At 62.3% G+C, this 23945-nt stretch carries 24 protein-coding genes and 2 tRNA genes; 16 read left to right on the forward strand and 10 right to left on the reverse strand.

The annotated features are described in order from the left end of the window. Positions 1-415 precede the first annotated feature (415 nt). On the forward strand, positions 416-1240 hold the full coding sequence (locus CFR79_RS07580; protein WP_102325212.1) for an SDR family NAD(P)-dependent oxidoreductase: 825 nt from the start codon (positions 416-418) through the stop codon (positions 1238-1240). 46 nt (positions 1241-1286) lie between these two features. Here the strand turns inward: CFR79_RS07580 and CFR79_RS07585 are convergent, their stop codons facing one another. Then, positions 1287-2654 carry an 8-oxoguanine deaminase gene (locus CFR79_RS07585; protein WP_110547481.1) on the reverse strand — a complete coding sequence of 456 codons (1368 nt, stop codon included), beginning with the start codon at positions 2652-2654 and terminating at the stop codon, positions 1287-1289. Between the two features lie 178 nt (positions 2655-2832). On the opposite strand from CFR79_RS07585, the gene CFR79_RS07590 reads away from it, so the two are divergent. Together CFR79_RS07590 and CFR79_RS15850 are read left to right on the forward strand one after the other, a co-directional pair. Next, entirely contained in the window at positions 2833-3396 is a 564-nt protein-coding gene (locus CFR79_RS07590) for a DsbA family protein (protein ID WP_110547482.1), read from the forward strand. A gap of 44 nt (positions 3397-3440) precedes the next feature. Beyond that, positions 3441-3617 carry a hypothetical protein gene (locus CFR79_RS15850; RefSeq protein WP_181417394.1) on the forward strand — a complete coding sequence of 59 codons (177 nt, stop codon included), beginning with the start codon at positions 3441-3443 and terminating at the stop codon, positions 3615-3617. A 94-nt stretch (positions 3618-3711) separates the two neighbouring features. Here the strand turns inward: CFR79_RS15850 and CFR79_RS07595 are convergent. Continuing rightward, a tRNA-Thr gene (locus CFR79_RS07595) sits at positions 3712-3786 on the reverse strand. A gap of 96 nt (positions 3787-3882) precedes the next feature. After that, positions 3883-6024, reverse strand: a complete 2142-nt coding sequence (locus CFR79_RS07600; RefSeq protein WP_110547483.1) for an AsmA family protein — start codon at positions 6022-6024, stop codon at positions 3883-3885. Between the two features lie 199 nt (positions 6025-6223). Here CFR79_RS07600 and ilvD point away from each other — a divergent pair, with 199 nt between their 5' ends. Then, positions 6224-8086, forward strand: coding sequence for a dihydroxy-acid dehydratase (gene ilvD / locus CFR79_RS07605; protein WP_110547484.1), 1863 nt, complete (start codon positions 6224-6226; stop codon positions 8084-8086). An 80-nt stretch (positions 8087-8166) separates the two neighbouring features. Here ilvD and CFR79_RS07610 read toward each other — a convergent pair whose 3' ends face one another. Next, positions 8167-8412, reverse strand: a complete 246-nt coding sequence (locus tag CFR79_RS07610) for a hypothetical protein (RefSeq protein ID WP_181417398.1) — start codon at positions 8410-8412, stop codon at positions 8167-8169. 95 nt (positions 8413-8507) lie between these two features. Between CFR79_RS07610 and CFR79_RS15640 the strand changes: the two genes are divergently transcribed. Then, a complete protein-coding gene (locus CFR79_RS15640; protein WP_181417395.1) occupies positions 8508-8921 on the forward strand; it encodes a hypothetical protein in 414 nt (137 codons plus the stop codon). 171 nt (positions 8922-9092) lie between these two features. Next, positions 9093-9731 (forward strand): hypothetical protein, encoded by a 639-nt coding sequence (locus tag CFR79_RS07615; RefSeq protein ID WP_258373462.1) that lies wholly within the window; start codon positions 9093-9095, stop codon positions 9729-9731. 15 nt (positions 9732-9746) lie between these two features. Here the strand turns inward: CFR79_RS07615 and CFR79_RS15855 are convergent, their stop codons facing one another. Further along, a complete protein-coding gene (locus CFR79_RS15855) occupies positions 9747-9914 on the reverse strand; it encodes a hypothetical protein (RefSeq protein ID WP_181417396.1) in 168 nt (55 codons plus the stop codon). 111 nt (positions 9915-10025) lie between these two features. On the opposite strand from CFR79_RS15855, the gene CFR79_RS07620 reads away from it, so the two are divergent. Continuing rightward, positions 10026-10835 carry a DNA/RNA non-specific endonuclease gene (locus tag CFR79_RS07620; RefSeq protein ID WP_110547485.1) on the forward strand — a complete coding sequence of 270 codons (810 nt, stop codon included), beginning with the start codon at positions 10026-10028 and terminating at the stop codon, positions 10833-10835. A gap of 17 nt (positions 10836-10852) precedes the next feature. Next, the gene (locus CFR79_RS07625; protein ID WP_110547486.1) at positions 10853-11134 is read left to right on the forward strand and encodes a hypothetical protein; all 282 of its coding nucleotides are present in this window, start codon (positions 10853-10855) and stop codon (positions 11132-11134) included. Between the two features lie 215 nt (positions 11135-11349). Here the strand turns inward: CFR79_RS07625 and rpsI are convergent, their stop codons facing one another. Then, the gene (gene rpsI / locus CFR79_RS07630) at positions 11350-11853 is read right to left on the reverse strand and encodes a 30S ribosomal protein S9 (RefSeq protein WP_102325205.1); all 504 of its coding nucleotides are present in this window, start codon (positions 11851-11853) and stop codon (positions 11350-11352) included. A 4-nt stretch (positions 11854-11857) separates the two neighbouring features. Further along, on the reverse strand, positions 11858-12340 hold the full coding sequence (rplM, locus tag CFR79_RS07635; protein WP_110547487.1) for a 50S ribosomal protein L13: 483 nt from the start codon (positions 12338-12340) through the stop codon (positions 11858-11860). Between the two features lie 229 nt (positions 12341-12569). On the opposite strand from rplM, the gene CFR79_RS07640 reads away from it, so the two are divergent. Both CFR79_RS07640 and CFR79_RS07645 read left to right on the forward strand, forming a co-directional pair. Then, positions 12570-13916 carry a hypothetical protein gene (locus tag CFR79_RS07640; protein ID WP_110547530.1) on the forward strand — a complete coding sequence of 449 codons (1347 nt, stop codon included), beginning with the start codon at positions 12570-12572 and terminating at the stop codon, positions 13914-13916. Beyond that, on the forward strand, positions 13916-14785 hold the full coding sequence (locus CFR79_RS07645; protein WP_110547488.1) for an NAD(P)H-binding protein: 870 nt from the start codon (positions 13916-13918) through the stop codon (positions 14783-14785). The genes CFR79_RS07640 and CFR79_RS07645 overlap by 1 nt, the downstream gene beginning before the upstream one ends. A 19-nt stretch (positions 14786-14804) precedes the next feature. Here CFR79_RS07645 and CFR79_RS07650 read toward each other — a convergent pair. Both CFR79_RS07650 and CFR79_RS07655 read right to left on the reverse strand, forming a co-directional pair. Beyond that, positions 14805-14880 (reverse strand) — tRNA-His (locus tag CFR79_RS07650). A 43-nt stretch (positions 14881-14923) separates the two neighbouring features. Further along, positions 14924-16129, reverse strand: coding sequence for an aminotransferase (locus CFR79_RS07655; RefSeq protein WP_110547531.1), 1206 nt, complete (start codon positions 16127-16129; stop codon positions 14924-14926). A 151-nt stretch (positions 16130-16280) separates the two neighbouring features. Between CFR79_RS07655 and CFR79_RS07660 the strand changes: the two genes are divergently transcribed. The 6 genes from CFR79_RS07660 to CFR79_RS07685 all read left to right on the forward strand — a co-directional run bounded on the left by CFR79_RS07660 (position 16281) and on the right by CFR79_RS07685 (position 23046). Beyond that, positions 16281-16619 carry a P-II family nitrogen regulator gene (locus CFR79_RS07660; protein WP_102325202.1) on the forward strand — a complete coding sequence of 113 codons (339 nt, stop codon included), beginning with the start codon at positions 16281-16283 and terminating at the stop codon, positions 16617-16619. A 121-nt stretch (positions 16620-16740) separates the two neighbouring features. Continuing rightward, complete coding sequence (gene glnA / locus CFR79_RS07665; RefSeq protein ID WP_102325201.1) at positions 16741-18201, forward strand: type I glutamate--ammonia ligase; 1461 nt, start codon at positions 16741-16743, stop codon at positions 18199-18201. A 217-nt stretch (positions 18202-18418) separates the two neighbouring features. Next, positions 18419-19459 (forward strand): NAD(P)H-quinone oxidoreductase, encoded by a 1041-nt coding sequence (locus CFR79_RS07670; protein ID WP_181417397.1) that lies wholly within the window; start codon positions 18419-18421, stop codon positions 19457-19459. A 14-nt stretch (positions 19460-19473) separates the two neighbouring features. Further along, the gene (locus CFR79_RS07675; protein WP_110547533.1) at positions 19474-20265 is read left to right on the forward strand and encodes an alpha/beta fold hydrolase; all 792 of its coding nucleotides are present in this window, start codon (positions 19474-19476) and stop codon (positions 20263-20265) included. 138 nt (positions 20266-20403) lie between these two features. Continuing rightward, complete coding sequence (locus CFR79_RS07680) at positions 20404-21561, forward strand: energy transducer TonB (RefSeq protein ID WP_102325200.1); 1158 nt, start codon at positions 20404-20406, stop codon at positions 21559-21561. Between the two features lie 30 nt (positions 21562-21591). Then, entirely contained in the window at positions 21592-23046 is a 1455-nt protein-coding gene (locus CFR79_RS07685) for an AMP nucleosidase (RefSeq protein ID WP_110547489.1), read from the forward strand. 72 nt (positions 23047-23118) lie between these two features. On the opposite strand, the gene CFR79_RS07690 is transcribed toward CFR79_RS07685, so the two are convergent. After that, complete coding sequence (locus tag CFR79_RS07690; protein WP_110547490.1) at positions 23119-23934, reverse strand: TIGR00282 family metallophosphoesterase; 816 nt, start codon at positions 23932-23934, stop codon at positions 23119-23121. Positions 23935-23945: the final 11 nt, after the last annotated feature.

A 23945-nucleotide genomic window follows, 5' to 3' on the forward strand; every position in this document is an offset into this window, starting at 1 on the left:
CCGCATACCGTTTCCGCGTAACCTTGCCCATAAAACCCGTCCTCGTTCAGGCCAGATGATAGCTTACCGCCCTGTCCGAAAAATGGGGGCCACTTCTATGTGCCCTTACGGAAAGCGAACAAAAGACAAATCAGGCCGCTGTTGCAGCGCGTCCTCGCGAACACGGGTACAGGCACAAGAAGCGGCCTGTGGCCAAAGACATAATAACCCGGTCGACAACACTGATGAATAACAGTGAATGACGCCATAACGGTGTGTGGTGGTCGACGGATTATTCCATTCCCGATAATATGGACATAATCGGGAAACAGATGATCTTTCATCCTATCGCAGGGAAAATGGCTTGCGGATCATCGGTTGAGAAGCCTATCAGGCACCATGGCAGGGCCAGACCGGCAGGGAAGTATAAAAATCGTTGGAAAATAGTGATTTAAACGAAAAAAGAGGGGCATCTTCCCGCAGAATCGCCGTTGTAACAGGAGCAACCGGGGGGATCGGGCAGGCCCTTGTACGCGACATGACCCAACGCGGTTACACGGTCATCATCCTGTCGCGGCAGTCTCTGCCACAGATGCCCGGCGTTTCGACGGTGCGATGCGACCTGACCGATATGGACAGCGTCCGTCAAGCTGCCGCCGACATTCTCGGGCAGGCACCGCAGATAGACATTCTTGTTCATTGCGCCGGTATCATTACGCCACAGCCCGTAGGCCAGTTGGACAGCGTGACGGTGGCCAGCCAGATTGCGGTTGACCTGAGCGCCCCGATCGAACTGACCAATGCCCTGCTGCCCGCCATGGGGGCCGGGGGGCATATCGTGTTCGTCAATTCGATGGCGGCTGTCTTTCCACTGGCTGGCAGCAGCGTCTATACCGCCGCCAAATTCGGCCTGCGCGGCTTTGCCCGGGCGCTGGAGCAGGAACTGCGGCCACGGCGCATCCGCGTCTCGTCAATCTATCCCGCCAGCGTCAATACACCCATGCTCAAACGGGAAATGGAGACTGGCGGGTCGATGTACAACTTTATCGACCCACCGCTGGAGCCGGAGGTCATCGCCCGGCGGATACTGAAATGCTGTGAGTCCGCCAGCCGCGAAACCTTCAGTTCCGTATTCGACAAGCTGTTCACCCATGCCTGCCTGCTGTCCATGCCGCTGCTCAACCTCAGCCTGCCGATCATGAAAATGCTCGCCCGCCGGGGCTACCGCGCCCACCAGCGCCGGGATTCCTCACGTTCCTGATTCTTCACGGCGGAACATTCAGGAATGTTCCCCGTGAAACAATACTTCAGACTTTTTCCAGCAGTTCACGCGCCAATTCGTTATGCCGCCGGGCCAGCGCGAACGGATCATGCCCCGTAAACTGTCCGTCACGGATCAGTACGCGCCCGTTGACAATGCTGCACGCAACGCGCCGTGGCGTGCAGAAAACCAGTGCCGCCACCGGGTCCGACTGCGCGCCCGCATGGTCGATCCCGCGCAGGTCGAATGCCACGATATCGGCCGCCATGCCGGGGGCCAGATACCCGATATCATCGCGCCCCAGCACGGCGGCCCCACCGCGCGTAGCCAGTTCCAGCACTTCACGCGCACGCATCATCGGCTGATTGTCGGGGGTTTCCAGCAGGCGCCCCAGCAGCATGGCCTGACGGGCCTCACCCAGCATATGACTGCCATCATTGGAGGCGGAGCCATCCACCCCCAGACCGACCCGCATACCCGCCGCAACCATCTTCCGCACAGGGGCAATACCCGACCCAAGCCGCATGTTGGAACACGGGCAATGGGCCATGCCCGTATGCGTCGCGCCAAAGCGGGCAATACCCGCGCTGTCCAGTTGCACGCAGTGGGCGTGCCATACATCCGCGCCGATCCATCCCGTATCCTCGGCATATTCAGCGGGGGTCATGTTGAATTTTTCACGGCTATAGGCGATGTCGCTGGCGTTTTCAGCCAGATGGGTATGCAACATCGTGCCGGTGGCGCGCGCCAGGGACGCCGCGTTGCGCATAAGGTCACGGCTGACCGAAAACGGGGAACAGGGCGCCACCGCGACCCGCTGCATCGCAAGCGGTGCGGGGTCATGATAGGTTTCAATCACACGCTGGGTATCGGCCAGAATCGCGTCCTCATCCTCCACCACACGATCGGGAGGAAGACCGCCCTGACTTTCACCCACGCTCATCGCCCCACGGGCGGCGTGAAAGCGCATGCCCATCAGTTGCGCGGCTTCGATTTCATCATCAAGACGCGCGCCATTGGGGAACAGGTAAAGGTGATCGCTGCTGGTCGTGCAGCCTGACCACAACAGTTCCGTCATGGCCGTACAGGCCGAAACCCGGATCATTTCCGGCGTCAGCCCCGCCCAGATGGGATAGAGCGCCTGCAGCCACCCGAACAGGGAGGCATCCTGCGCCGCCGGAATGACGCGCGTAAGGGTCTGGTACATGTGGTGGTGGGTATTGACCATGCCCGGCATCACCACATGGCCGGTCATGTCCATGACCTCATCAGCGGGGGGCAGCGGGTCCGCCGGAGTGCCGATTGCAGCAATCTGCCGGTCGCGCACCAGCACCCAGCCCCTTTCGATCTCGCGCCTGTCCGCGTCCATTGTCACCAGACGCAGCGTATTCCTGAGCAAAAGAGTGCGGGCCATGCATTACCACCGTACACAAACATAGAAACATGCCGCTTATGCAGGTTTTTCGGTGGGCTGCCTATATGGGACCGAAACGAACCGGTATCCATCTACCTTTTTACAGGCCGTCCAATAGCATTTACGGGTAAAATATCCCGTGCGTCTTCATCCCGAATGACAAAAGGAAACCGTGATCATGTCACTCTCCCCTACCCCAATTCATGCCGATCCGCTGGAATGGGGACATGGCCCCAGGGTTTTTGAAGTTTTTCTGGAACCAACCTGCCCGTTTTCGGTCCGCGCCTTCAACAAGCTCGACGAATTGCTGACCAGGGCGACAGCCGAACGCATCACCATCAGGATCCGGCTTCAGTCCCAGCCGTGGCATATGTTTTCAGGCGTGATCGTGCGCTGCATTCTGGCGGCATCGACACTGGAAGGTGGCCGGGAAACGGCGCGCGCGGTCATGGCGGCAGTTGGCGCGCACCGGGAAGAATTCGAATTCACCGATCACTGCGCCGGTTCCAATATGGATGCCACCCCCAATGACATCATCCGTCGCATCGAGAAATACAGTGGCGTTGCACTGGCGCAGGCATTTGCCCGGCCCGAACTGCAGAAAGTCATAAAATGGCAGTGCAGATATTCCCGCCAGAATGGCATCCACGTCTCACCCACCTTCATGGTCGACGGGCTGATCGACCCCGCAATCAGCAGTGGCGACAGCGTGGAATCATGGATGGAACGCATCTTCGCGTGATGGCCTGCCGGCCGTCCTGACTGCCAATCGGGCCAGGGCAGCCGATGATGCGGAACCGAGCGCCGCCGATCCAGCAGCATCCACAACCGTCTCGACCGGGCATCGAGACGGTGCAGGAAGCGGAAACCGAAACAGCAGCGGCAGACAGCAAGCCAGAGGCGACCGAAGCCACCGCCGGAAAGGAAATCAGGGCCAAAGACCGCAACGCCAGAACCGAATGATTTGACGGTAAAGCCCATGCCGTCTTTTTGACGGGTCCGTATGCGAGACATGCGCCCCGTGCGCTTTTTCAGGTCACTGTTTTGTATGGGGATATGGTGCCGGGTGAGGGATTTGAACCCCCGGCCTTCGGTTTACAAAACCGCTGCACTACCACTGTGCTAACCCGGCCCAGCAATGGATCAGACCCCTTTAACGGGTCATCCAGTGCATCTGTTCCCCCTTTTTGCCGAAATGCCCTGCATGGTCAAGCAGGGATTCCACCCTTTAATGCCTGCTCATCCGTCCTGCCCATACGGACTGGATGTAATCACGTTCAGCCGGGCTCAACCCGTCCGAACCCTTCCTCGCCGCGCCATGCCCATGCGCGGTGGCCGGGGTTTTCCGCGCCGCCACATCCGCACGGCGCGCAGGACGGCTGGCATGGGGCGCGATGCCTGCTGCCGGGTTGGTATTAACCTCCCGTATGGCGTCGGCACAGGCGGACTTCTTGCCCACCCCGGCTTCGATCGTGGGCAGCAGACCGACAGGGGAGAAAACGAAGCCCGTCAGCACGGATGCGACAGCCCGGCCGATTACCTCCGCCCCCGGGCGGACACTGGGGCTTTTCAGCGCACCGGTGATGTAAAGCGGACCGGGAAAGGATGCGACGGCAAAATGGCGCGACCGCGTCAGAAGGGCATATTTGATGGTATTGTTGTTGAAATTGACATCCCCCTTGCCAACCGTGCTGGTGTCCCCCGTTTCCATCAGCATGGTGTGGGTATGGAACACCCCTTCCTGCAGGGGCATATCCACAATCAGGCATTTCAGATCGGTGCGACCGGGCAGGCCGAGGGCGGACAGCAGCGCCTTGCCCAGTTCCAGCCCCAGCAGATCGGGCAGGATGGCGGAAATATCGCCCCCTTCATCCAGCGCCATGGTCACGCCGCCATTGCCGCTGCCGACAATTTCAGCCAGCGAGCGACCACGACCATGCACCATGATGTGGCCGCCAATCGTGCCCTGCCCATGGTAGTTCCCCAGCGCCTGCATGAGACGCGACAGGTCGATCTCCTCCATGTCAACGCGGATGCGCGCATCCACGCCATTGCCTGCCGGGATAAAGGTGCCACTGCTGGCCAGCCTGCCGCTGCCCACGCCAAAATTCAGGTGATGGACGTCAATCGTGCCATCACGCACGTCCAGCAGCACATCGATATTGTCCAGCGGCGTATGCCGGTTTTCGATGTGATCGCCGTGATAGGCCAGATGGACATTGGTGGCCCTGAGCTTGGGCATATTGATCGGCGTATTCGGCAGGACCGCGCCGCTGGCCTCATGCGCCTTTTCTTCCGCCGCCTGCTGCGCGGTCGATGGGTGATCGCCCGGCGTGGCCCCGAAAAACCCGCCCAGATCGGCCAGGTCAACATGACGCGAATGCAGGTCTGTATCCACGAATGTCACCGCCTGATGCGGATCGATGCTCAGCGTGCCGCCAAGGTCGCTGGACCCCACCTTGCCCTCGAAATCATGGAAGCGGATGCGCCGGTCCAGGTAATCAAGGCTGCCCGCCACATTATAGGCGGGCGTCTGCGGGATCACCACGCCGGTCAGCGGATAGAGCAGGGACATGTCCGGCCCCGCCAGCGTCAGGCGCAGCCGCGCGCCCCCGAAGGACAGCGGATCATCCACCGAACCCACCAGTGTAAGCTGCGTGGGGCCATGATGGACCGTCAGGTCCACCGGGTAAGGCCGCGCCCTGTCCGCAAGGGAAACCAGCGCCCCGCCGGAAAAATGGCCGGTCAGCATCTGCCCGGTATAGGTACCCCGTACATCCGCCACGATCCGCGCATCCGTATTGCCCTGCGCCGGGGTCGTATGGATTTTTGCACGCATGTCGCTGCGCAGGCCCGCATGCACCAGATGTAGCTGCCCGTCCGCAATATTGAGTTCACCAATCTGCGGCATGGGGGAAGCTGAAGATCCGTCCCCCTTGCCGGGGAACTGGTAATTGGCCCTGCCATCCTTGCGGGCGGCAAGTTCGACCGCCGGCCTGTCCAGCGCTATGACCGGCAGGTCCACCTTCCCGCCCAGCAGGTGCCACACATTAACCCCTACCGTCAGATGGTCCGCCGTGGCGAAGGGGGGCAGGCTGTCGAAGCCTTCCGGTTCATCAATGCGCACGTCATCGGCGGTGATGCGCGTCACGCGTCCCAGCAGGACATGCAGATGCGCGATGGAGACCTTGCGGCCCAGCGCCTCCCCCGCCTTGCGATCCACGAAGGGCACGAACCAGTCCCACGACCAGAAGATGACCAGTGCCAGCAATGCCGCCGCCAGCGCGCCCGTAACCGGAAAATATATCTGTTCCAGCACGCCGCTTCCCTGACCGTGCGGCCTGCTGTCATGACGGTCCAGTTCGGGCATGCGTTGCGGACTCCTTGCGAAACGTAAAAAAGGTATCAGATAAACGGGCAGCCACAACCGGAGTTGCGGCCCACGCGCCATCATCCCGTCCCCACGCCGCCTGCGGCACGTTTGGGCTGGCATGTGGCACGCGTGTCCTGTATGCGGTCAGGCATCCTTGTCCCGTATGGTAATCTGTTTGTCGCGAGAGGTCACTGTCATGCCTGCCTACCGTTCCCGCACTACGACACATGGCCGCAATATGGCCGGTGCGCGCAGCCTGTGGCGTGCAACCGGCATGCAGGACGGTGATTTCGGCAAGCCGATCATCGCGGTCGCCAATTCCTTCACCCAGTTCGTGCCCGGCCATGTCCACCTGAAGGATCTGGGCCAGCTTGTTGCAGGCGCCGTGGCCGAAGCGGGCGGCGTCGCGCGCGAGTTCAATACCATCGCCGTGGATGACGGCATCGCCATGGGCCATGGCGGCATGCTGTACAGCCTGCCTTCGCGCGAACTGATCGCCGATGCGGTGGAATACATGGTCAACGCCCACTGCGCCGATGCGCTGGTGTGCATAAGCAACTGCGACAAGATCACCCCGGGCATGCTGATGGCGGCCATGCGGCTGAACATCCCCACCATCTTCATATCCGGTGGGCCGATGGAAGCAGGCAAGGTGCTGAACAACGGCACGGAACAGCGTGTTGACCTCATTTCCTCCATGGTGGCGGCGGCCAATTCGGATGTGAGCGATGAACAGTCGGCCCAGATCGAACGGTCCGCATGCCCCACCTGCGGATCGTGCTCGGGCATGTTCACCGCCAATTCCATGAACTGCCTGACCGAAGCACTTGGTCTGGCGCTGCCGGGCAACGGCAGCCTTGTGGCCACCCATGCCGACCGGCGCGAACTGTTCCTGCGCGCGGGGCGCGAGATCGTGGCCCTTGCCCGCCGCTGGTATGAAAAAGACGACGCGACCGTCCTGCCGCGCGGCATCGCCACAAAGCCCGCATTTGAAAACGCCATGTCGGTCGATATCGCCATGGGCGGGTCAACCAATACCGTGCTGCACCTGCTGGCCGCCGCCCATGAAGGGCAGGTCCATTTCACCATGGCGGACATCGACCGCCTGTCCCACCGGGTGCCGAACCTGTGCAAGGTTTCGCCCTCGCGCATGGACATCCATATGGAGGACGTGCATCGCGCCGGTGGCATTCCCGCCATCATGGGTGAACTGGCCCGCATGGGACTGCTGCACATGGATGTACCCAGCGTCCACGCCCCCAGCGTCAGCGCCGCACTTGCCAAATGGGACATCAACGTCACTACGGCGGACGAGGATGCGCGCACGTTCTTCCGCGCGGCCCCCGGCGGCGTACGCACCACGCAGGCCTTCTCCCAGTCCAGCCGTTACAAGGCGCTGGATACCGATCGGGCCAATGGCGCGATCCGCGATGCGGCCCATGCCTACAGTCAGGATGGCGGGCTTGCTGTCCTGTTCGGCAACCTTGCGGAAGATGGCGCCATCGTCAAAACCGCGGGGGTGGCGGCCAACCTGCTGACCTTTACGGGGCCTGCGCGCATTTTTGAAAGTCAGGATGCCGCCGTATCCGCCATCCTGGGCAACGAAATCGTGGCTGGCGACGTGGTGGTGATCCGCTACGAAGGTCCCAAGGGTGGACCGGGCATGCAGGAAATGCTGTATCCGACCAGCTACCTGAAATCCAAGGGACTGGCTGAAAAATGCGCGCTGATTACCGATGGCCGTTTTTCGGGCGGTAGCTCGGGCCTGTCGATCGGTCATATTTCGCCAGAAGCGGCGGAAGGCGGCATTATCGGGCTGCTTGAGGAAGGCGATACCATCGAAATCGACATCCCCAACCGTATCCTGCGCACCACGGTCACGGATGCCGAACTGGCCGCGCGGCGCGACCGGATGGAAGAACGCGGCGACCGCGCATGGCAGCCCGACCGCAAGCGTACGGTTTCCGTCGCCCTGCAGGCCTACAGCGCCCTGACCACCAGCGCCGCCCGTGGCGCGGTGCGTGATGTCAGCCAGCTTGGCCGCCGCACCAGCCGCTGAACCATCCACTGCCCTGAAACGCAGAACGCCCCGGCGGGACAGGATTTCCGCCGGGGCATTCCGCGTTCCATCGTCCCATGTCAGGACTGCACCGGACGGGGCCCCGCAATCTGCCTTACATCCCCACGCACACTGCCCTGTGTGCCGATGCGGCGGAATGTTGCCGTGACACGATGCCGCAGGGCCGCCAGATCCGGCAGGATGGCGTTGTGAAGCGAGCGTACGCTTTCATGGGTCGCATAAAAGCGCAGCGATGTGGCAATGCCGGTAATGATTGCCGCCCCCACAAACACGCCATCTACTTCTATAATCTTTGAATCGAACATCATTTCCTGCCCTGAGATGCCGACGGTCCTGACAGGCCCGCGCATCTCCGTTCCAGATAAGCTGCCAACATGCCGTTTGCGGCATATTCTGCTGTTTGGGTTATTGTGACCGCGCTAACGCAGCAAAAAGGGAAGAAGTTCCACAGGCGCATGATTTTCCAAAAGAAATATACTGCAAAAAACTGTATATCTTTAACCGGATCGACATTATGCACCTGCCATCCATTTCTGAACGGGCGCTATCAAACCCGTTATTATGGCATTTCCATGGCTGGACACGGACCATACGGATCGACACTGAAACAATACATCCACATCATGCCGGAAAAGAAATTATTATTAACGTAAAATATATCTTTACGGTACAGACGAAGGCGCTCTGGCATCGAAAGGCCGGGATGCGAAAAAACGTCCTGACTGACCCATCCCCGGCGGATGATCGAGCAGATACCGGGCATGAAGCCGGATGGGCGGAAACAGTTTCCTACCCTGACTGGCAGGAAACTTGAGAAAGGCCGGGGACCGACGGGCGATGATGGCTGCCCCTACCGGGCAGGACTGTCATCTTCTGCCCCTTCATGACAGAAAGGGCGGGAAGCATTTTCCTTCCATCATGTAACCAACGGACAGGTGCCGCTTTGCCTTGCCTGACACATCATTCCTTCCCGTCATCACGCTCCATGTCTCGTCGCGCAACGTGGGGCGCTGCACTGGCGGTCTGCCTTGCCTTCGCCAGCCAGACGACCAGCACGCAGGCCGCTCCCGCCTATCCCGCGCCAATCGTTGGTAAGGAGACGACTGCCCATGCGTGGGGGGTCGAAACCCGCTTTACCCAGAGCACGCCGTGTCAGGTGGACATCACCCTGAACCAGACAGTTTTTCTGGCCCATATGCCGGAGATGATCCATCAGGGAATCTTCAACAGTCAGGTCACGCCTGCACTGCAGCAGCAGGCACCGCATTACCTGATGAACACGTTCCAGACCGATACAACGCCCGGCTTTGTCCATACGCTGTTCACCCAGAGCGGCGCGCCTGCCCGCTGCCGGTTTGCGTGGTCCTATATCACCCCGGATGGCACGCGCCACCCGATGCTGGCTTTTGACATGACACGGCAGGCCCATGACCGGATCGACTGGAACCACCCGCGTTTTGGCGAAATGGCGGCAGCAGCCCAGAACCCGTGGGTAGACCGGGAGTTTGATACGGTGGTCAATCAGGAAACCCTGGATGTCACCATCGCCCTCGCCAAAAATCACGATTCATCGGCAGACCTGCCGCCACCATCCGACGCGGCATCCCGCACTGACCAGCCCTGATCACGGGGCTGACCGTCATGGTCCGTGCCGCAGCAGTCTTGCCGCCAGATCGATCAGCATCACGGCCAGCAGCAGCACCGTAACCACACGCAGGGCCATACGCGCCCTGCGCTGCACGGGTGTAGGGGGGCTGTTCGCGACGATGCAGGACAAAAGCACCCTGCTGCGGGTCTGTGGGGACATCAGATCGCCTGCTCATTGCCCTGCTCCATCCATAATCCAGTGATAGGCGTCTGTTTTGCCAGACAAGATGGATAACACCACCCCTGTGCCCGATACTTCCACATCATGCGTATGATACGCCGCTTCCTTTTCCTGCCTGTCTGCCTGCTGACAGTTATCGGCAGCCCTGCCGCGCGGGCTCAGGACTGCCCTGATTTCGGGGCCGGGCATCAGTTGCCCATTCTGGACCGGGTCCAACTGGCCCGACAGACGCAGATCCTGTGCAGCAGCGGATTCGCGGTGCTGTATTCCGGGCTGGCGCGCGAACCGCTATGGGCGGCGGAGCATCTTGATGCCACCACGGTACGCGCTGCAATGGCAACCCCGCGCGAAGGTGATTTCCATCCCGATACCCGCCTGCCGCCCGGTTCACGCGCGGAACTGGCCGACTATGTCCGCTCCGGCTTTGACCGTGGCCACATGGCGCCATCAGGTGACATGCCGGACAGGCAGACGCAGGCGGAATCCTTCGCCCTGTCCAACATCGTGCCCCAGCGCGCGGAACTGAACCGGGGCCGGTGGGCGGAAATCGAATCGGCGGTACGCAGGCTGGCCCTACGTGAAGGGGGACTGTACGTCGTGACAGGGCCAGCCTTCCATGCCCGTACCATTACGACCATCGGGCCGGATCGGGTCATGGTCCCGACATCGACATGGAAAGCGGTCTACGACCCGCACAGACAACAGACAGGGGTGTATGTGTGCCATAACGTGCCGCGCAGCCCGCGCTGCAGTTACGTCAGCGTGGCGCGACTGACCCGTATTACGGGGGTTGATCCTTTTCCTGCCCTGCCCGCAGGTATGAAACAGACATGTATGACGCTTCCCTTCGGCCATACAGGCCGCAAGCGGCACAGCCGCCATGCCCGTCCCGTCTGGTAAGGAAAAAGGAGAGGCCCATGACCACCCATCGCCCCACTGCCGATACACCGGCACCCCTTGTTCCCTTTGCCGATAACGGCGCCAGCCGCACCATTGGGGGCATGACCGTTGAAAATGGCACTGACAGCATCGCGTTCTATGGCCAGACCGATCTGGACCGCGACAGGGCCGGACTGGAACGCGCGCAGGCATTGCTGGCATTTTTCCAGCAGGTGGTGGACACGCTTTCCGCCCAGAAAGACCTGCCTGACAGCCTGCCGCCCCGTAAACCGGGCAGGATACCGAATCCGTTTGCCTGAACGCGAACAGGACGGGCAGACCTTTCGCGCCCACGTGCAGCCCGACCGGGCACCTGAAGCCTGCGCATCCGACCGGATCGGGACCGGAGGCCGCCGCCGGTTCCGGAGCTGGCCCCCTGTAACCACAGGGGCCTGATGCACAAAAGGGCCGGTCCATGACTGGACCGACCCTTCTGCAAAACCTGTATCCACCCGCAGGGGCGGAAAAAGCAGGATCAGCGCTTGCTGAACTGGAAGGAACGACGTGCCTTGGCGCGACCGTACTTCTTACGTTCAACAACACGCGAATCGCGCGTCAGGAAGCCCGCAGCCTTCAGGATGCTGCGCAGCGCGGGCTCGTAATGCGTCAGCGCGCGGCTGATGCCATGACGGACCGCACCGGCCTGACCGGACAGACCACCACCGACGACGGTGCAGTACACGTCGAACTGGTTGTAGCGGTCGGCAACCAGGAAAGGCTGCGTGATCAGCATGCGCAGGACCGGACGGGCGAAGTAGGTGCCGACCGGACGGCCATTGACGATGATGTCGCCCTTGCCCGGCTTGATCCACACGCGGGCTACCGCGTCCTTACGGCGACCCGTGGCATAGGAACGGCCCTGGGCATCGCGCTTTGCTTCGTAGACGGGTGCGGCTTCCTGGGAGGAAACAACCTGACCGGACGCAACCGCATCCTTCAGATCGGCCAGCGTGCCTGTACGCTCTTGAGTTTCAGACATATGTTCAGGCCCCGAACTTCTGGGTGTTGACGGCGTTCTTGCGGTTCAGCGATGCAACATCGAGAACCTGCGGCTGCTGCCCGTCATGCGGGTGTTCGCTACCGGCATAGACGTACAGGTGCTTCATCTGCGCACGCTGCAGCGGACCACGGGTGATCATCCGCTCGACCGCCTTGCGCACGACATGACCGGGGTTCTTGCCGGTCAGGCGCTGGGTGATCGTGCGTTCCTTGATCCCGCCGGGATAGCCGGTGTGATAATGGAACAGCTTCTGGTCCACCTTGTTGCCGGTCAGATGAATCTTCTCGGCGTTGATGACGACGATGTTGTCGCCGCAATCAACATGCGGGGTGAACTGGGGCTTGTGCTTGCCGCGCAGGCGCTGGGCGATGATGGCGGCGAGGCGACCGAGAACGAGGCCTTCGGCGTCGATCAGGGTCCAGCCACGCGTCACCTCTGCGGGTTTCAGCGAGAGTGTGGTCTTCATGGATTCAGTGTTCCGTCCAGATAATGTAGCGGTAACGGGTGGCGCGTTATCGTCCGTACGCAACGCAAACGTCAAGGACATAATCCCCTCAGGCGGCATTTTTCCGGTAAAAAACGGCATGTGGTATCATGATACCGCCAGCTTTCCCACCCAACCTTCCCCTCAGGCGATTGCCGAACGGGGCCGGAATGCGATAGCACTCCCCAAGGTCATTACGGATGTCAGGCTCGTGAAGAAACTCTATCCCGCCATTCCCCTGCTTGTACTGGTGCTGCTTGTCGGCGGCTGGGGGGTGCACCATTTCGCCCAGCACAGGCTTGAAGCCGGCATTGCCGACTTCCGCGCCTCCCTCGGGCCTGACGCCACGTTCAGCTATGCCACCGCCCGGCCGCGCACGCTGGCGCGCGGCGCGCATTTCACGGCCGTCACCTATCATAACCCGACCCTGACGCTGACGGCAGCCGATGTGCGTCTGGGCGGGCTGACCGGCAATAACGTGCAGGGCGAGAAGATCGGCAGCCTGGTGCTGCGCGATGTCAAGGTCATGACGGCAGACAGCACGATCTCGCTGGATCAGGTGGCGCTGGACAGCCTTGTCCTGCCCAATACCGTGCGCGCCACCGCCAACATTGCCCGCCCGCTGGGTTTCGATTCCCTTGTTCTGGACCGGGGCACCTTCACCAACCTGCACCTGGCAGTGCCCGGCAGCCAGACCGACATCACGGTTGGCCGCATGGTGGTGGGACAGTACGGGCTTGGCCGGTCGTCCAGCCTCGATCTGGACCGGCTGGCGACCCAGATCAACCTGACGCCGACGCGCCGCATCTCGATCGACCACATCAAACTTGACGGTCCCGATTTCGCCGGTGAGGTCGCAAGCCTGATCCAGTCGGGCCACCTGATCCATGAAAGCCATCCGCAGACGATGGACCTGAAGAAGGTGGAAATCGACAGCACCCACCCCATGCTCCAGATCGATCATGTCACCACATCGCGCTTCTCCACCGAGACGGAGGACAAGATGGACACGACGCTGGGCAACCTGACCGTCTGGTCCACCGGCACGGACAATCCTTCCATCCTCAACGCCTTCGGCTATGACCATTTCACCGGCAACATCCATGCCAGCAGCACCAGCGACCGCAGCGCGGGCCGCCTGCATCTGGAACCGCTGACCATCGATGCGCCGGATATGGGCAAGCTGAGCATGGTGGCCGAACTGGACCAGATCCCCTTTGACGACATGGCCATCATCCCCGAAACCGCCCGCGTCGTCTCCGCCGCGCTGACATGGGATGACAGGTCGCTGGCAGGCCATGTGGTGGCCGGTCTGGCCAAAAGCCGGGGCGTGGATGTGGACAGCTACCGCCAGAACCTGCTGACCGCGCTGAACACGTCCGATGATGCGTCGATGCGCGCCATGGGCCGTTTCCTGCAATCTCCGCTGGACCACCCGCTCCAGATCGCACTGCGCCCGATGAAGCCGGTCAACCTCATGATGCTGGGCGTCGCCCTGTCCATGGCGGGCGACCCGTCAGTCGCAGCCCCGCTGGGCCTGACCATCTCCACACCCTGATGCCCGGCACAGCCCCGATCCATATTATCGGGGCCACCGGCCGTTCCGGTCTGGCGCTCTGTCATGCCCTGACCACGCAGGGACGTTCCATCGTGCCGGTCGTACGCAGCCTGCCCCGCTGGCAGGCAACCGGACTGGCAGCCAGTGCCCGCATCACCCGTCTGGAGCAAAATCCGGCAGCCCTGCGCGCCGCACTGGCTGACGCCACGTCCATCGTCCTGACGGCCCATGCCCGCCACCTGCCCGCCGTTCTGGCTGCGGCTCCCACCAATGCCCGGATTGTCGCGCTGGGCAGCACGCGCATTTTTACCCGCTGGCCGGACGCCCATGCGCACGGCGTGATGGAAGGGGCGCGGGCCTTCGCCCGTTCGGGTCGTCATGGCGTGCTGCTGCACCCCACCATGATCTATGGCGCGCAGGGGGAAGATAACGTGCAGCGTCTGGCCACCCTGATGCGCCGCCTTCCCATCCTGCCGCTGCCCCGTGGGGGCCGTGCGCTGATCCAGCCCATCTGGCAGGGGGATGTGACACGCGCCCTCATCGCGGCACTGGACCGGCAATGGAATGGGCCGCATGAACTGGTGATTGCAGGAGCGGATCAGGTTGCCTACCGCGATTTTACACGTCAGGTCGCGCGCGCGGCGGGACTCCGCCCGCGTGGGGTCATTCCCGTGCCGGGTGCCGTCCTCATGGCGCTGGCGCGGTTACGCCTGCCGGGACTGCCGCGCATCACGCCCGCTGAAATCCGGCGCCTGCTGGAAGACAAGATTTTCGATATCGAACCCATGCGCACGCAGCTCGGGCTACAGCCCGTCACGCTCGCAGCCGGACTGGCCCGGACATTCGGCCAGCAGAGAGCAGATTCATAATTTCAGGGAAAATACAGGTTGGGGCGAACGACGGGGATCGAACCCGCGACAACCGGTACCACAAACCGGCGCTCTACCAACTGAGCTACGTCCGCCACAACTGCGCAGTCATTTAGTAAAACCGCGCAGGCGCGTCAATTACCCTTTTTGAATTTCTGCAACATTTCCTGCACACAGTTTTTCGCGTACCAGCCGCAGGCGCTGCACGGCGGATGCGATCACGCCTGTCTTCTTGCAAAAGGCAAAGCGGACGAAACGATCGGGTATGTCCGTGCCACGCGCGTCATAGAAAGCCGAGACCGGAATGGCCGCGACCCCTACATCACGCACCATCTGGCGGCAGAAGGCGACATCACCGCCGGTAAAGCCCAGCGGCGTGATATCGGCGATAAGGAAATAGCTGCCATCACATGGCAGGACATCGAACCCGGCGCGGCCCAGCCCTTCAGCCAGCCAGTCGCGGGCGGAACGCATGCCTTCGGACAGCCGCTCGAAATAGGCGCTGTCCTTGTCCAGCCCGATGGCCACGGCGCGTTGCAGGTTGGGGGCGACCGTGAAGGTCAGCAACTGGTGCGCCTTGGCCACCAGGGCCGCCAGCGGCGCGGACGCCGTGACGTAGCCGACCTTCCACCCGGTCATGGAAAAGCTCTTGCCCGCGCTGCCGATGCGGATCGTGCGGTCACGCATGCCCGGCAGCGCCATGAGCGGCTGGTGCCGGACGGGGGCGAATGTCAGGTGTTCATACACCTCGTCGCACACCGCATAGGCATCGTAACGGGCGACAAGCCCGGCAATGAACTCAAGTTCCTCACGGGTAAAGACCTTGCCCGTGGGGTTCATCGGGGTATTGAGCAGCACGACCTTGGTGCGGGGCGTGAAGGCTGCGGCCAGTTCCGCGCGCGGCAGGTCCCAGTGCGGCGGGGCAAGGCGCACCGTGCGCACCACCGCCCCCAGCATTTCCAGCACGGGCAGGTAGGTGTCATATAACGGTTCGAACACCACCACCTCATCCCCGCGATTGACCAGCGCCATGAGCGAGGCGGTAATGGCTTCCGTCGCGCCACACGTCACCACGACTTCGCGCAGGGGATCGACCGCGATTCCATAAAACCGCGCATTGGACCGCGCCACCGCATGCTGCAGTTCGGGTATCCCCGCCAGTGGCGGATACTGGTTGCGCCCGTCACGCAGGGCCGCGGCGGCGGCCTCGATCAGGTCCATGGGGCCTTCCGTATCCGGGAAACCCTGCCCCAGATTGATGGCGTCATGTTCCACGGCCAGAGCCGACATGACGGAGAAAATGGTTGTCGGCAGCCCCGAAAGCATGGAGTTCGTCGGTTTCATCGTGGCATCCTGATCGTGCGGGCGTGTGGCTGCGCTGACGCGCTGTTTTTGCCATATCATCCGATTGCCTGAAATCCAAAGCCGTGCAACCCTGTCGCCGCCAAATTACGGCGTACAGACACCGCCCCGAGACGAAAGACCATACAGCGGCATGAACAAGATCGAAGCCATCATCAAGCCCTTCAAGCTCGACGAGGTGAAAGATGCCCTGCATGAAATCGGACTGATGGGCATTACCGTTATCGAAGCCAAGGGCTTCGGGCGGCAGAAGGGCCATACGGAACTGTACCGGGGTGCCGAATACATCATCGACTTCCTGCCCAAGGTGAAGCTGGAAATCGTATGCCCCGACGACATGACCGAACGCGCCATAGAAGCAATCATGACCGCGGCCCGCACGGGGCGTATCGGGGATGGCAAGATATTTGTAACCCCCGTGTCCGACGTGATCCGCATCCGTACGGGTGAACGGGGGGCCGACGCGGTCTGAGACGATGCATCCAGACATGGATACCATGTCTGTAGCCTATCGACAGCGGCCTTACGTTTCCGTAACCATAGCTGCCGCGCCGCATGGAACGGCACACTAAAGTCAGGACAGGTAATTTAACATGGCAAAAAAAGCACAGGCATCTGCCTCGGCCTCCGCGCCGTCGCATTCCGCCGACGCCGTCGCGAAGGTCTTTGAAATCATCAAGGAAAACGCGGTCGAAATGGTTGACCTGCGTTTCACCGATCCGCGTGGCAAGTGGCACCACACCACCCAGTATGTCACCACGATCGAGGAAGACACCTTCCGCGAAGGCTTCATGTTTGACGGTTCGTCCATCGCCGGATGGAAAGCCATCAACGAAAGCGACATGATCCTGCTGCCTGACCCGACAACGGCCGTGATGGACCCGTTCTCCGCCAAGCCGCAGCTCATCCTGATCTGTGACATTGTCGAGCCGTCCACGGGGCAGTTCTACAACCGCGATCCGCGCGCGACCGCCAAGCTGGCCGAGCAGTACCTGCAGTCGACCGGTCTGGGCGATACCGCCTTCTTTGGCCCCGAAGCCGAATTCTTCATCTTCGACAGCGTGCGCTTCGGCACCGGCCCGAACTTCGGCACCTATGAGCTGGACAGCATCGAAGGTCCCGGCGCGTCGCTCAAGGACTATCCCGAAGGCAACATGGGCCACCGTCCCGGCGTCAAGGGCGGCTACTTCCCCGTGGCCCCGGTGGACAGCGAAGGCGACCTGCGCGCCGAAATGCTGACCACGATGGGCGAGATGGGCCTGCCCATCGAAAAGCATCACCACGAAGTCGCGCAGTCGCAGCACGAGCTGGGCACGAAGTTCGCGACGCTGGTGAAGTCGGCCGACTTCATGCAGATCTACAAGTACTGCGTGCACAACGTCGCCCATTCCTACGGCAAGACGGCAACCTTCATGCCGAAGCCGATCTATGGCGACAACGGTTCGGGCATGCATGTGCACCAGTCCATCTGGCGCGACGGCAAGCCCACATTCGGCGGCAACGGCTATGCCGACCTGTCGGATGAGGCGCTGTACTACATCGGCGGCATCATCAAGCACGCCAAGGCGCTGAACGCCTTCACCAACCCGTCCACCAACTCCTACAAGCGCCTGATCCCCGGGTTCGAAGCGCCTGTGCTGCTGGCCTATTCCGCGCGTAACCGTTCGGCTTCGTGCCGTATCCCCTACGCCACCAGCCCGAAGGCGAAGCGCGTCGAAGTCCGCTTCCCCGATCCGACGGCGAACCCCTACCTTGCGTTCGCAGCCATGCTGATGGCTGGCCTGGACGGCATCAAGAACAAGATCCACCCTGGCGACGCCATGGACAAGGATCTGTATGACCTGCCCCCCGAAGAGCTGAAGCAGATCCCGACCGTTGCGGGTTCCCTGCGCGAAGCCCTGACGGCGCTGGAAGCCGATCACGAGTTCCTGCTGGCAGGCGGCGTGTTCACCAAGGACCAGATCGAAAGCTACTGTGAAGTGAAGTGGCAGGACGTCTTCAAGTTCGAGCACACCCCGCATCCGGCCGAATTCGAGATGTACTACTCCGTCTGATACCGCTTCCCTTTACGGAAAGCCTTCGGACAGGGGCGTCGGGACCATTCAGGTCCCGGCGCCCTTTTCATATCCGGCCGCTACCATGCGCCGGACATGGCCGGGTCCGGCAAACACACGTTTGCTCGATTCCCGCACCTGCCTGCTGTAGCTGTCGCCCATATCGCCTACACCTGAGCGTTCACATGCGGCATGCTATACCCACAGGAGGACAGACATGACCCAGCACGTTCCCGACACCATGCAGGCCATTACATGCGGCGAACCCGGCGGCCCGGATTCCCTGCGCCTCTCCATCCTGCCGGTTCCCCGTCCCCAGGCGGGGGAAGTGCTGGTGCGGGTCATGGCCGCAGGCATCAACCGCCCTGACATCATGCAGCGTCAGGGGCTGTATCCGCCCCCGCCGGGGGCCAGTCCGCTCATGGGGCTGGAAATTGCCGGGGAAGTCGTGGCCATCGGCCCGGACGTGCCGCCCGGCGTCTTTCCCGCCATGGGCGCGCGCATCTGCGCGCTGGTCAATGGTGGCGGCTATGCGCAGTACTGCACCGTGCCCGTGGGGCAGTGCCTGCCGTGGCCCGCGGGCTATGACGCCATCCACGCCGCCGCCATACCCGAAACCTTTTTTACCGTCTGGTCCAACCTGTTCATGCTGGCCGGGGTCAAGGCGGGGGACAGCGTGCTGGTCCATGGTGGCACCAGCGGGATCGGCACGGCGGCCATCCAGCTTGTGCGGGCAATGGGCGGCACGATCTACGCCACCGCCGGTACGGATGACAAATGCACGCTATGCACCGCACTGGGGGCAAAAGCGGCCATCAATTACCGGACCGGGGATTTTGCCGCGCGCATCAAGGAACTGACGGACGGGCGCGGCGTAGATGTCATACTGGACATGATTGGCGCATCCTATCTGGAGGGTAACCTGCGTTCTCTGGCAATAGACGGGCGGCTGGTCATCATTGCGCTTCAGGGCGGCATCAAGGCGAACGGGGTCAACCTTGCCCGCATCATGACCCGCAGGCTGGTCGTGACCGGCAGCACGCTGCGCCCGCGCGATGCCGCCTACAAGGCTGAAATCGCCCGCCAGCTTGAAGAACATGTATGGCCCCTCCTGGCGCGCAGGGCGGTGCGTCCGCTCATCCATGCCACCTTCCCCTTTGCGCGGGTTGCCGATGCCCATAAACTCATGGAAAACGGGTCGCACATGGGCAAGATCATGCTGGATCTCCAGCAGTCATCCACCGTCACGGCAGGATAATAGGAACAGAGTTGGTGCTACTGAACGTTATCGAACGCGGCCCCGAGGAAGCAGGGCATGACAACGCGGCACGGCCGCCCATTGTCCTGCTGCACGGGCTGTTCGGGCGGGCACGCAATCTGGGCTTTTTCCAGCGTCGGCTGGCCGTCACCCGCCGTACGCTGGCCGTTGACCTGCGCAACCACGGGGACAGCCCGCATGGCCTGATGGACTACAACACCATGGCCAGCGACCTGCTGGAAACGCTGGGCCACCATAACGCCCTGCCCGCGACGCTGGTTGGTCATTCCATGGGCGGGAAAGTTGCGATGACGCTGGCGCTGACGCGTCCGGGCATGGTGCACAGCCTGCTGGTGGCCGATATTCCGCCCGCCCGCACCGGCCATGGCCAGTTCGGGCTGGGCGAACAGATGCTGCGCGTGCATTTCCCCCCCTTCCTCAATCGCGCGGGGGCGGACAGCCTGCTGCAGCATTACATCGCCAATGCCGATGTGCGCGCGCTGATGCTGCAGAACATACAGCTTGGCGAAAACCCGCACTGGAGCATCGGCCTGCGCGAAATCGTGGACTCGATGCCCAATGTGGAAAGCTGGCCCTATATCCCTGAAGGCTATACCTATCCCGGCCCGACGCTGTTCCTGGCGGGGGGGAATTCGCCCTATATCCGGCCCGAGCATTATGCCATCATGCGCAGGCTGTTTCCGTGCTACCGGCTGGAACTGATCGAACGGGCGGGACACTGGCTGCATGTCGAAAATCCACAGCGATTTGCGCAATTACTGGAAAATTTTACTGAAAAGTATTGAAGCCCCTTCCGTTACACATCCGGTCCTTGACAGACCGGCTCCCTGCGTCAGTTATGCTGATGACATAAATGCTATAACAGGGCAGGCAGGCACGCGGCCCCCACAACAGACCAACATGGCGGAGACCCGTAGCCTTTCATGACGGCGACACTCAGTCCCTCCTCCCGGTGGCGCAATGCCGTGGAGCCCGTACTGATCCCACATGGCCCGCGCGGGAACGACAGCCAGCCGCCCGCGGGCGGACAGGACATGTCTTCCCCGCCCGAACGCGAACGCCTGCTGCCCGGCGGGGTTGTGGCGCAGCCACCCGGCTACCGCAAACTGCGTCCCATGCTGTCGGGCCTGATCCGTCCCGACACGGTGGAAACGCCCGGGCCGGGACGGACCATCGCCGCGTCAGGCCTGCTGCACGCAGCACTGCTGGCAGCCATCCTGATCGAATCCGCCCATCACAGCCAGCACGGCTCGCCTGACGCCACGCAGTCCGAACCGCAGGTGGAGATGGTCTTCTCCCCGCCCACCTCCAGCGGATTGCAGGGCCAGTCGTCGCCCGACATGGCGGGGGGACAGAACGCGCAGCATCCGCAGCAGGACCAGCAGCAGCCCACATCGCAGCAGAAAACACCCGACACCCCGCAGAACCCGGAGGATTCGTCCCCCTCCGCCAACACACCCACGGAGCAGACCCCATCCAGCCCACCGCTGAGCGAGGCGCCATCCGACCTGTCCGTGCCGCAGTCGGAACAGCACGACCAGTTCAATCCCTCCATGCAGACCTCCGGCCATGGCCAGCGCGCGGCACAGCAGGCGCATAACCAGTCCCCCAACGCCTATGCCCCGCTCCATCACCCGATGAACTGGTCGCTTTCGGCATCCCCCCTGCCGCGACGCAGCCAGCATGGACGCGCGGGCGGGACGGGCGGGCCGATTGACCTGTCGCTTGGCCCCGTGGTCAGCAACGGCAAGATCAATGCCCCCTATTCCTCCAGCACCCAGATCAAGGGGGTCAGCGACGATTATGGCAACGAGCTGGACCGCTGGATCCGCAGCCACATGTACTACCCCGAAGAAGCCGCCCGCGCGGGCGAGGAAGGGCCATCGTCGGTGCATGTGGAACTGGACCGCGACGGGCATGTAACCAAGGTGCGGCTGACCGGGCAGTCCGGTTCCTATTATCTGGATGCGGCGACGGTGGGCATGTTCCGCAACGCCCAGCTACCGCCCGTGCCGCCAGACATGAAGGGCGATACCTTCCCCATCGACCTGACCATCAACTACATTCTCATCCGTCGCTAGGCGCAGCATACAGCAGGGAGATTTCGCAGCATGGACACAGCCGGATTCCTGCAAAAGGCAGGGCGTGACTTCCGTACCTTCGACAGCGCCGATGCCGCCGTCGCCCATATCACCGCCCTGTACGACCACGCCGCCAGCCTGATCCGGCATGCTTTCTCCACACGCGATACGACGGGTCTGGCGGATGCGGTCTATCCCTACCTTGCCTTCGCACCACAGGCCCCGCTGCCACCCGACGGGCCGCGCCCGCCCTTTGACGTGGTGCTGGAACCGGGCTTCTACGGCACCACCCTGACGCGCCCCGCCCTGTTCGCCGATTACTGGCGCGAACAGATCGCAGGGCTGCTGCACCATTATCAGGCCCCGGTAATGGTGGGGCGCTCCCGCCAGCCCATTCCCCTGTCCTATGTGATGGAAGAAGCGGTCACGTCCCTGACGGAATCGGACCTGACATGGATCCAGTCGCACTTCGCGCTGCCGGACCTGCACGTAACCGATGATTCGATCGCCAACTGCGACTACATCCCCCGTCCCGGCTTACCGCGTCCGCTGGCGCTGTTCACGGCGGCGCGCACGGATTACTCACTGGCGCGCCTGCATCACTATACCGGCACCGCCCCACGCCATTTCCAGCGTTTCATCCTGCTGACCAACTATCAGCGTTATGTCGATGCCTTTCGTGAATATGGCCATGCGCAGGTCGATGGCGGGACGGAATACAACGCCTTCGTGGAACCCGGCGAGATCATCCACACCCGCGACACCCCCCATATGGCGACGCATGCGGGCCAGAGCCTGCCGCAGATGCCCGCCTACCACCTGTGCCGCCCGGATGGCGATGGCATCACCCTTATCAACATCGGTGTGGGACCTGCCAACGCCAAGACGATTACCGACCATCTGGCCGTGCTGCGCCCGCATTGCTGGCTTATGGTCGGGCACTGCGCGGGCCTGCGCCGAAGCCAGAAGCTGGGTGATTACGTGCTGGCGCACGGTTACCTGCGCGATGACCATGTGCTGGATGACGACCTGCCGCCATGGGTGCCCGTACCCCCCATCGCCGAAGTGCAGGTCGCCCTGCAGGACGTGACCGCGCGCGTCACCGGCCTGCACGATGCGGAGGTCAAGACCCGCCTGCGTACCGGCACGGTCATGACGACGGATAACCGTAACTGGGAACTGCGGCTTAACGCCCTGTTCACCCGCATCAACACGTCCCGCGCCATTGCGGTGGACATGGAATCGGCCACGATCGCCGCCAATGGCTTCCGCTTCCGCGTGCCCTACGGCACGCTGTTATGCGTATCGGACAAACCGCTGCATGGGGAACTGAAGCTGCGCGGCATGGCCAACGCGTTCTACCGCGAACGCGTGCGCCAGCATCTGGTGGTGGGAATCGAAACCATGCAGCAGCTTCGCGCGCAGGGCGTGGACCGACTCCATTCACGCAAGCTGCGCGGGTTTGACGAACCAGCTTTCCGCTAGAAAGAAAGGGGAAGCCGGAGGACCGGAGGCAAGGCGGCTTTCTGCCCCATGCCCCGATCCGGGGCGGGTTTTTCAGAAATCAGGCAATGTCGGGGCCAGATGCCCACCCTGACGCACCGGGGCCATGCGACGGGCCAGGCCGGTCGCATCATCGGTTTCAACCATCATGCCCGCGATACTGGCTTCCCCTTCGGCAGGTTGCAGGCGCTCACCGGGCATCTTGCGCACGAAACGCGCAATGGCCGCATCCTTGCCCATGCCGATCACACTGTCATAATCGCCGCACATACCCGCATCGGTCTGGAACGCCGTGCCACCGTTGAGGATACGGTGATCCGCCGTAGGCGTGTGGGTATGGGTTCCGATCACAAGCGAAACCCGACCGTCGAGGAAATGGCCCATGGCCCATTTCTCGCTCGTGGCTTCGGCATGCACGTCCACCACGGCGGCCTGTACGGTCACGCCCAGCCGGTGGCGTGACAGGATATCCGTGACCGCCCGGAAGGGATCATCCATTGCATCCATGAACTGACGGCCCATGACACTGGCGACCAGCGCCTTGCGCCCGTCCACCAGTTCCACAACCACGCTCCCCTGCCCCGGCGTGCCGGGGGGGTAATTGGCGGGTCGGATAATGCGCGGTTCGCTGCCGATATGGCCGATCAGGTCACGGCGGTCCCAGCTATGGTTGCCCAGGGTGATGACATCCGCTCCCCCTTCCAGCAGATCCCGGCCAATGGCGGGGGAAAGGCCGAAGCCATGGCTTGCATTTTCGCCATTCACCACCACAAGGTCGAGGGCAAGGTCACGCCGCAGGGTCGGAAGACGGGAAAGAACAGCCTCGCGCCCGACACGGCCCACGATGTCACCCAGAAACAGAATTCTCAAGAAAACAGCCT

It is taken from the genome of Komagataeibacter saccharivorans (assembly GCF_003207825.1).
In the GTDB taxonomy this organism is placed as follows: Bacteria; Pseudomonadota; Alphaproteobacteria; order Acetobacterales; family Acetobacteraceae; genus Komagataeibacter; species Komagataeibacter saccharivorans.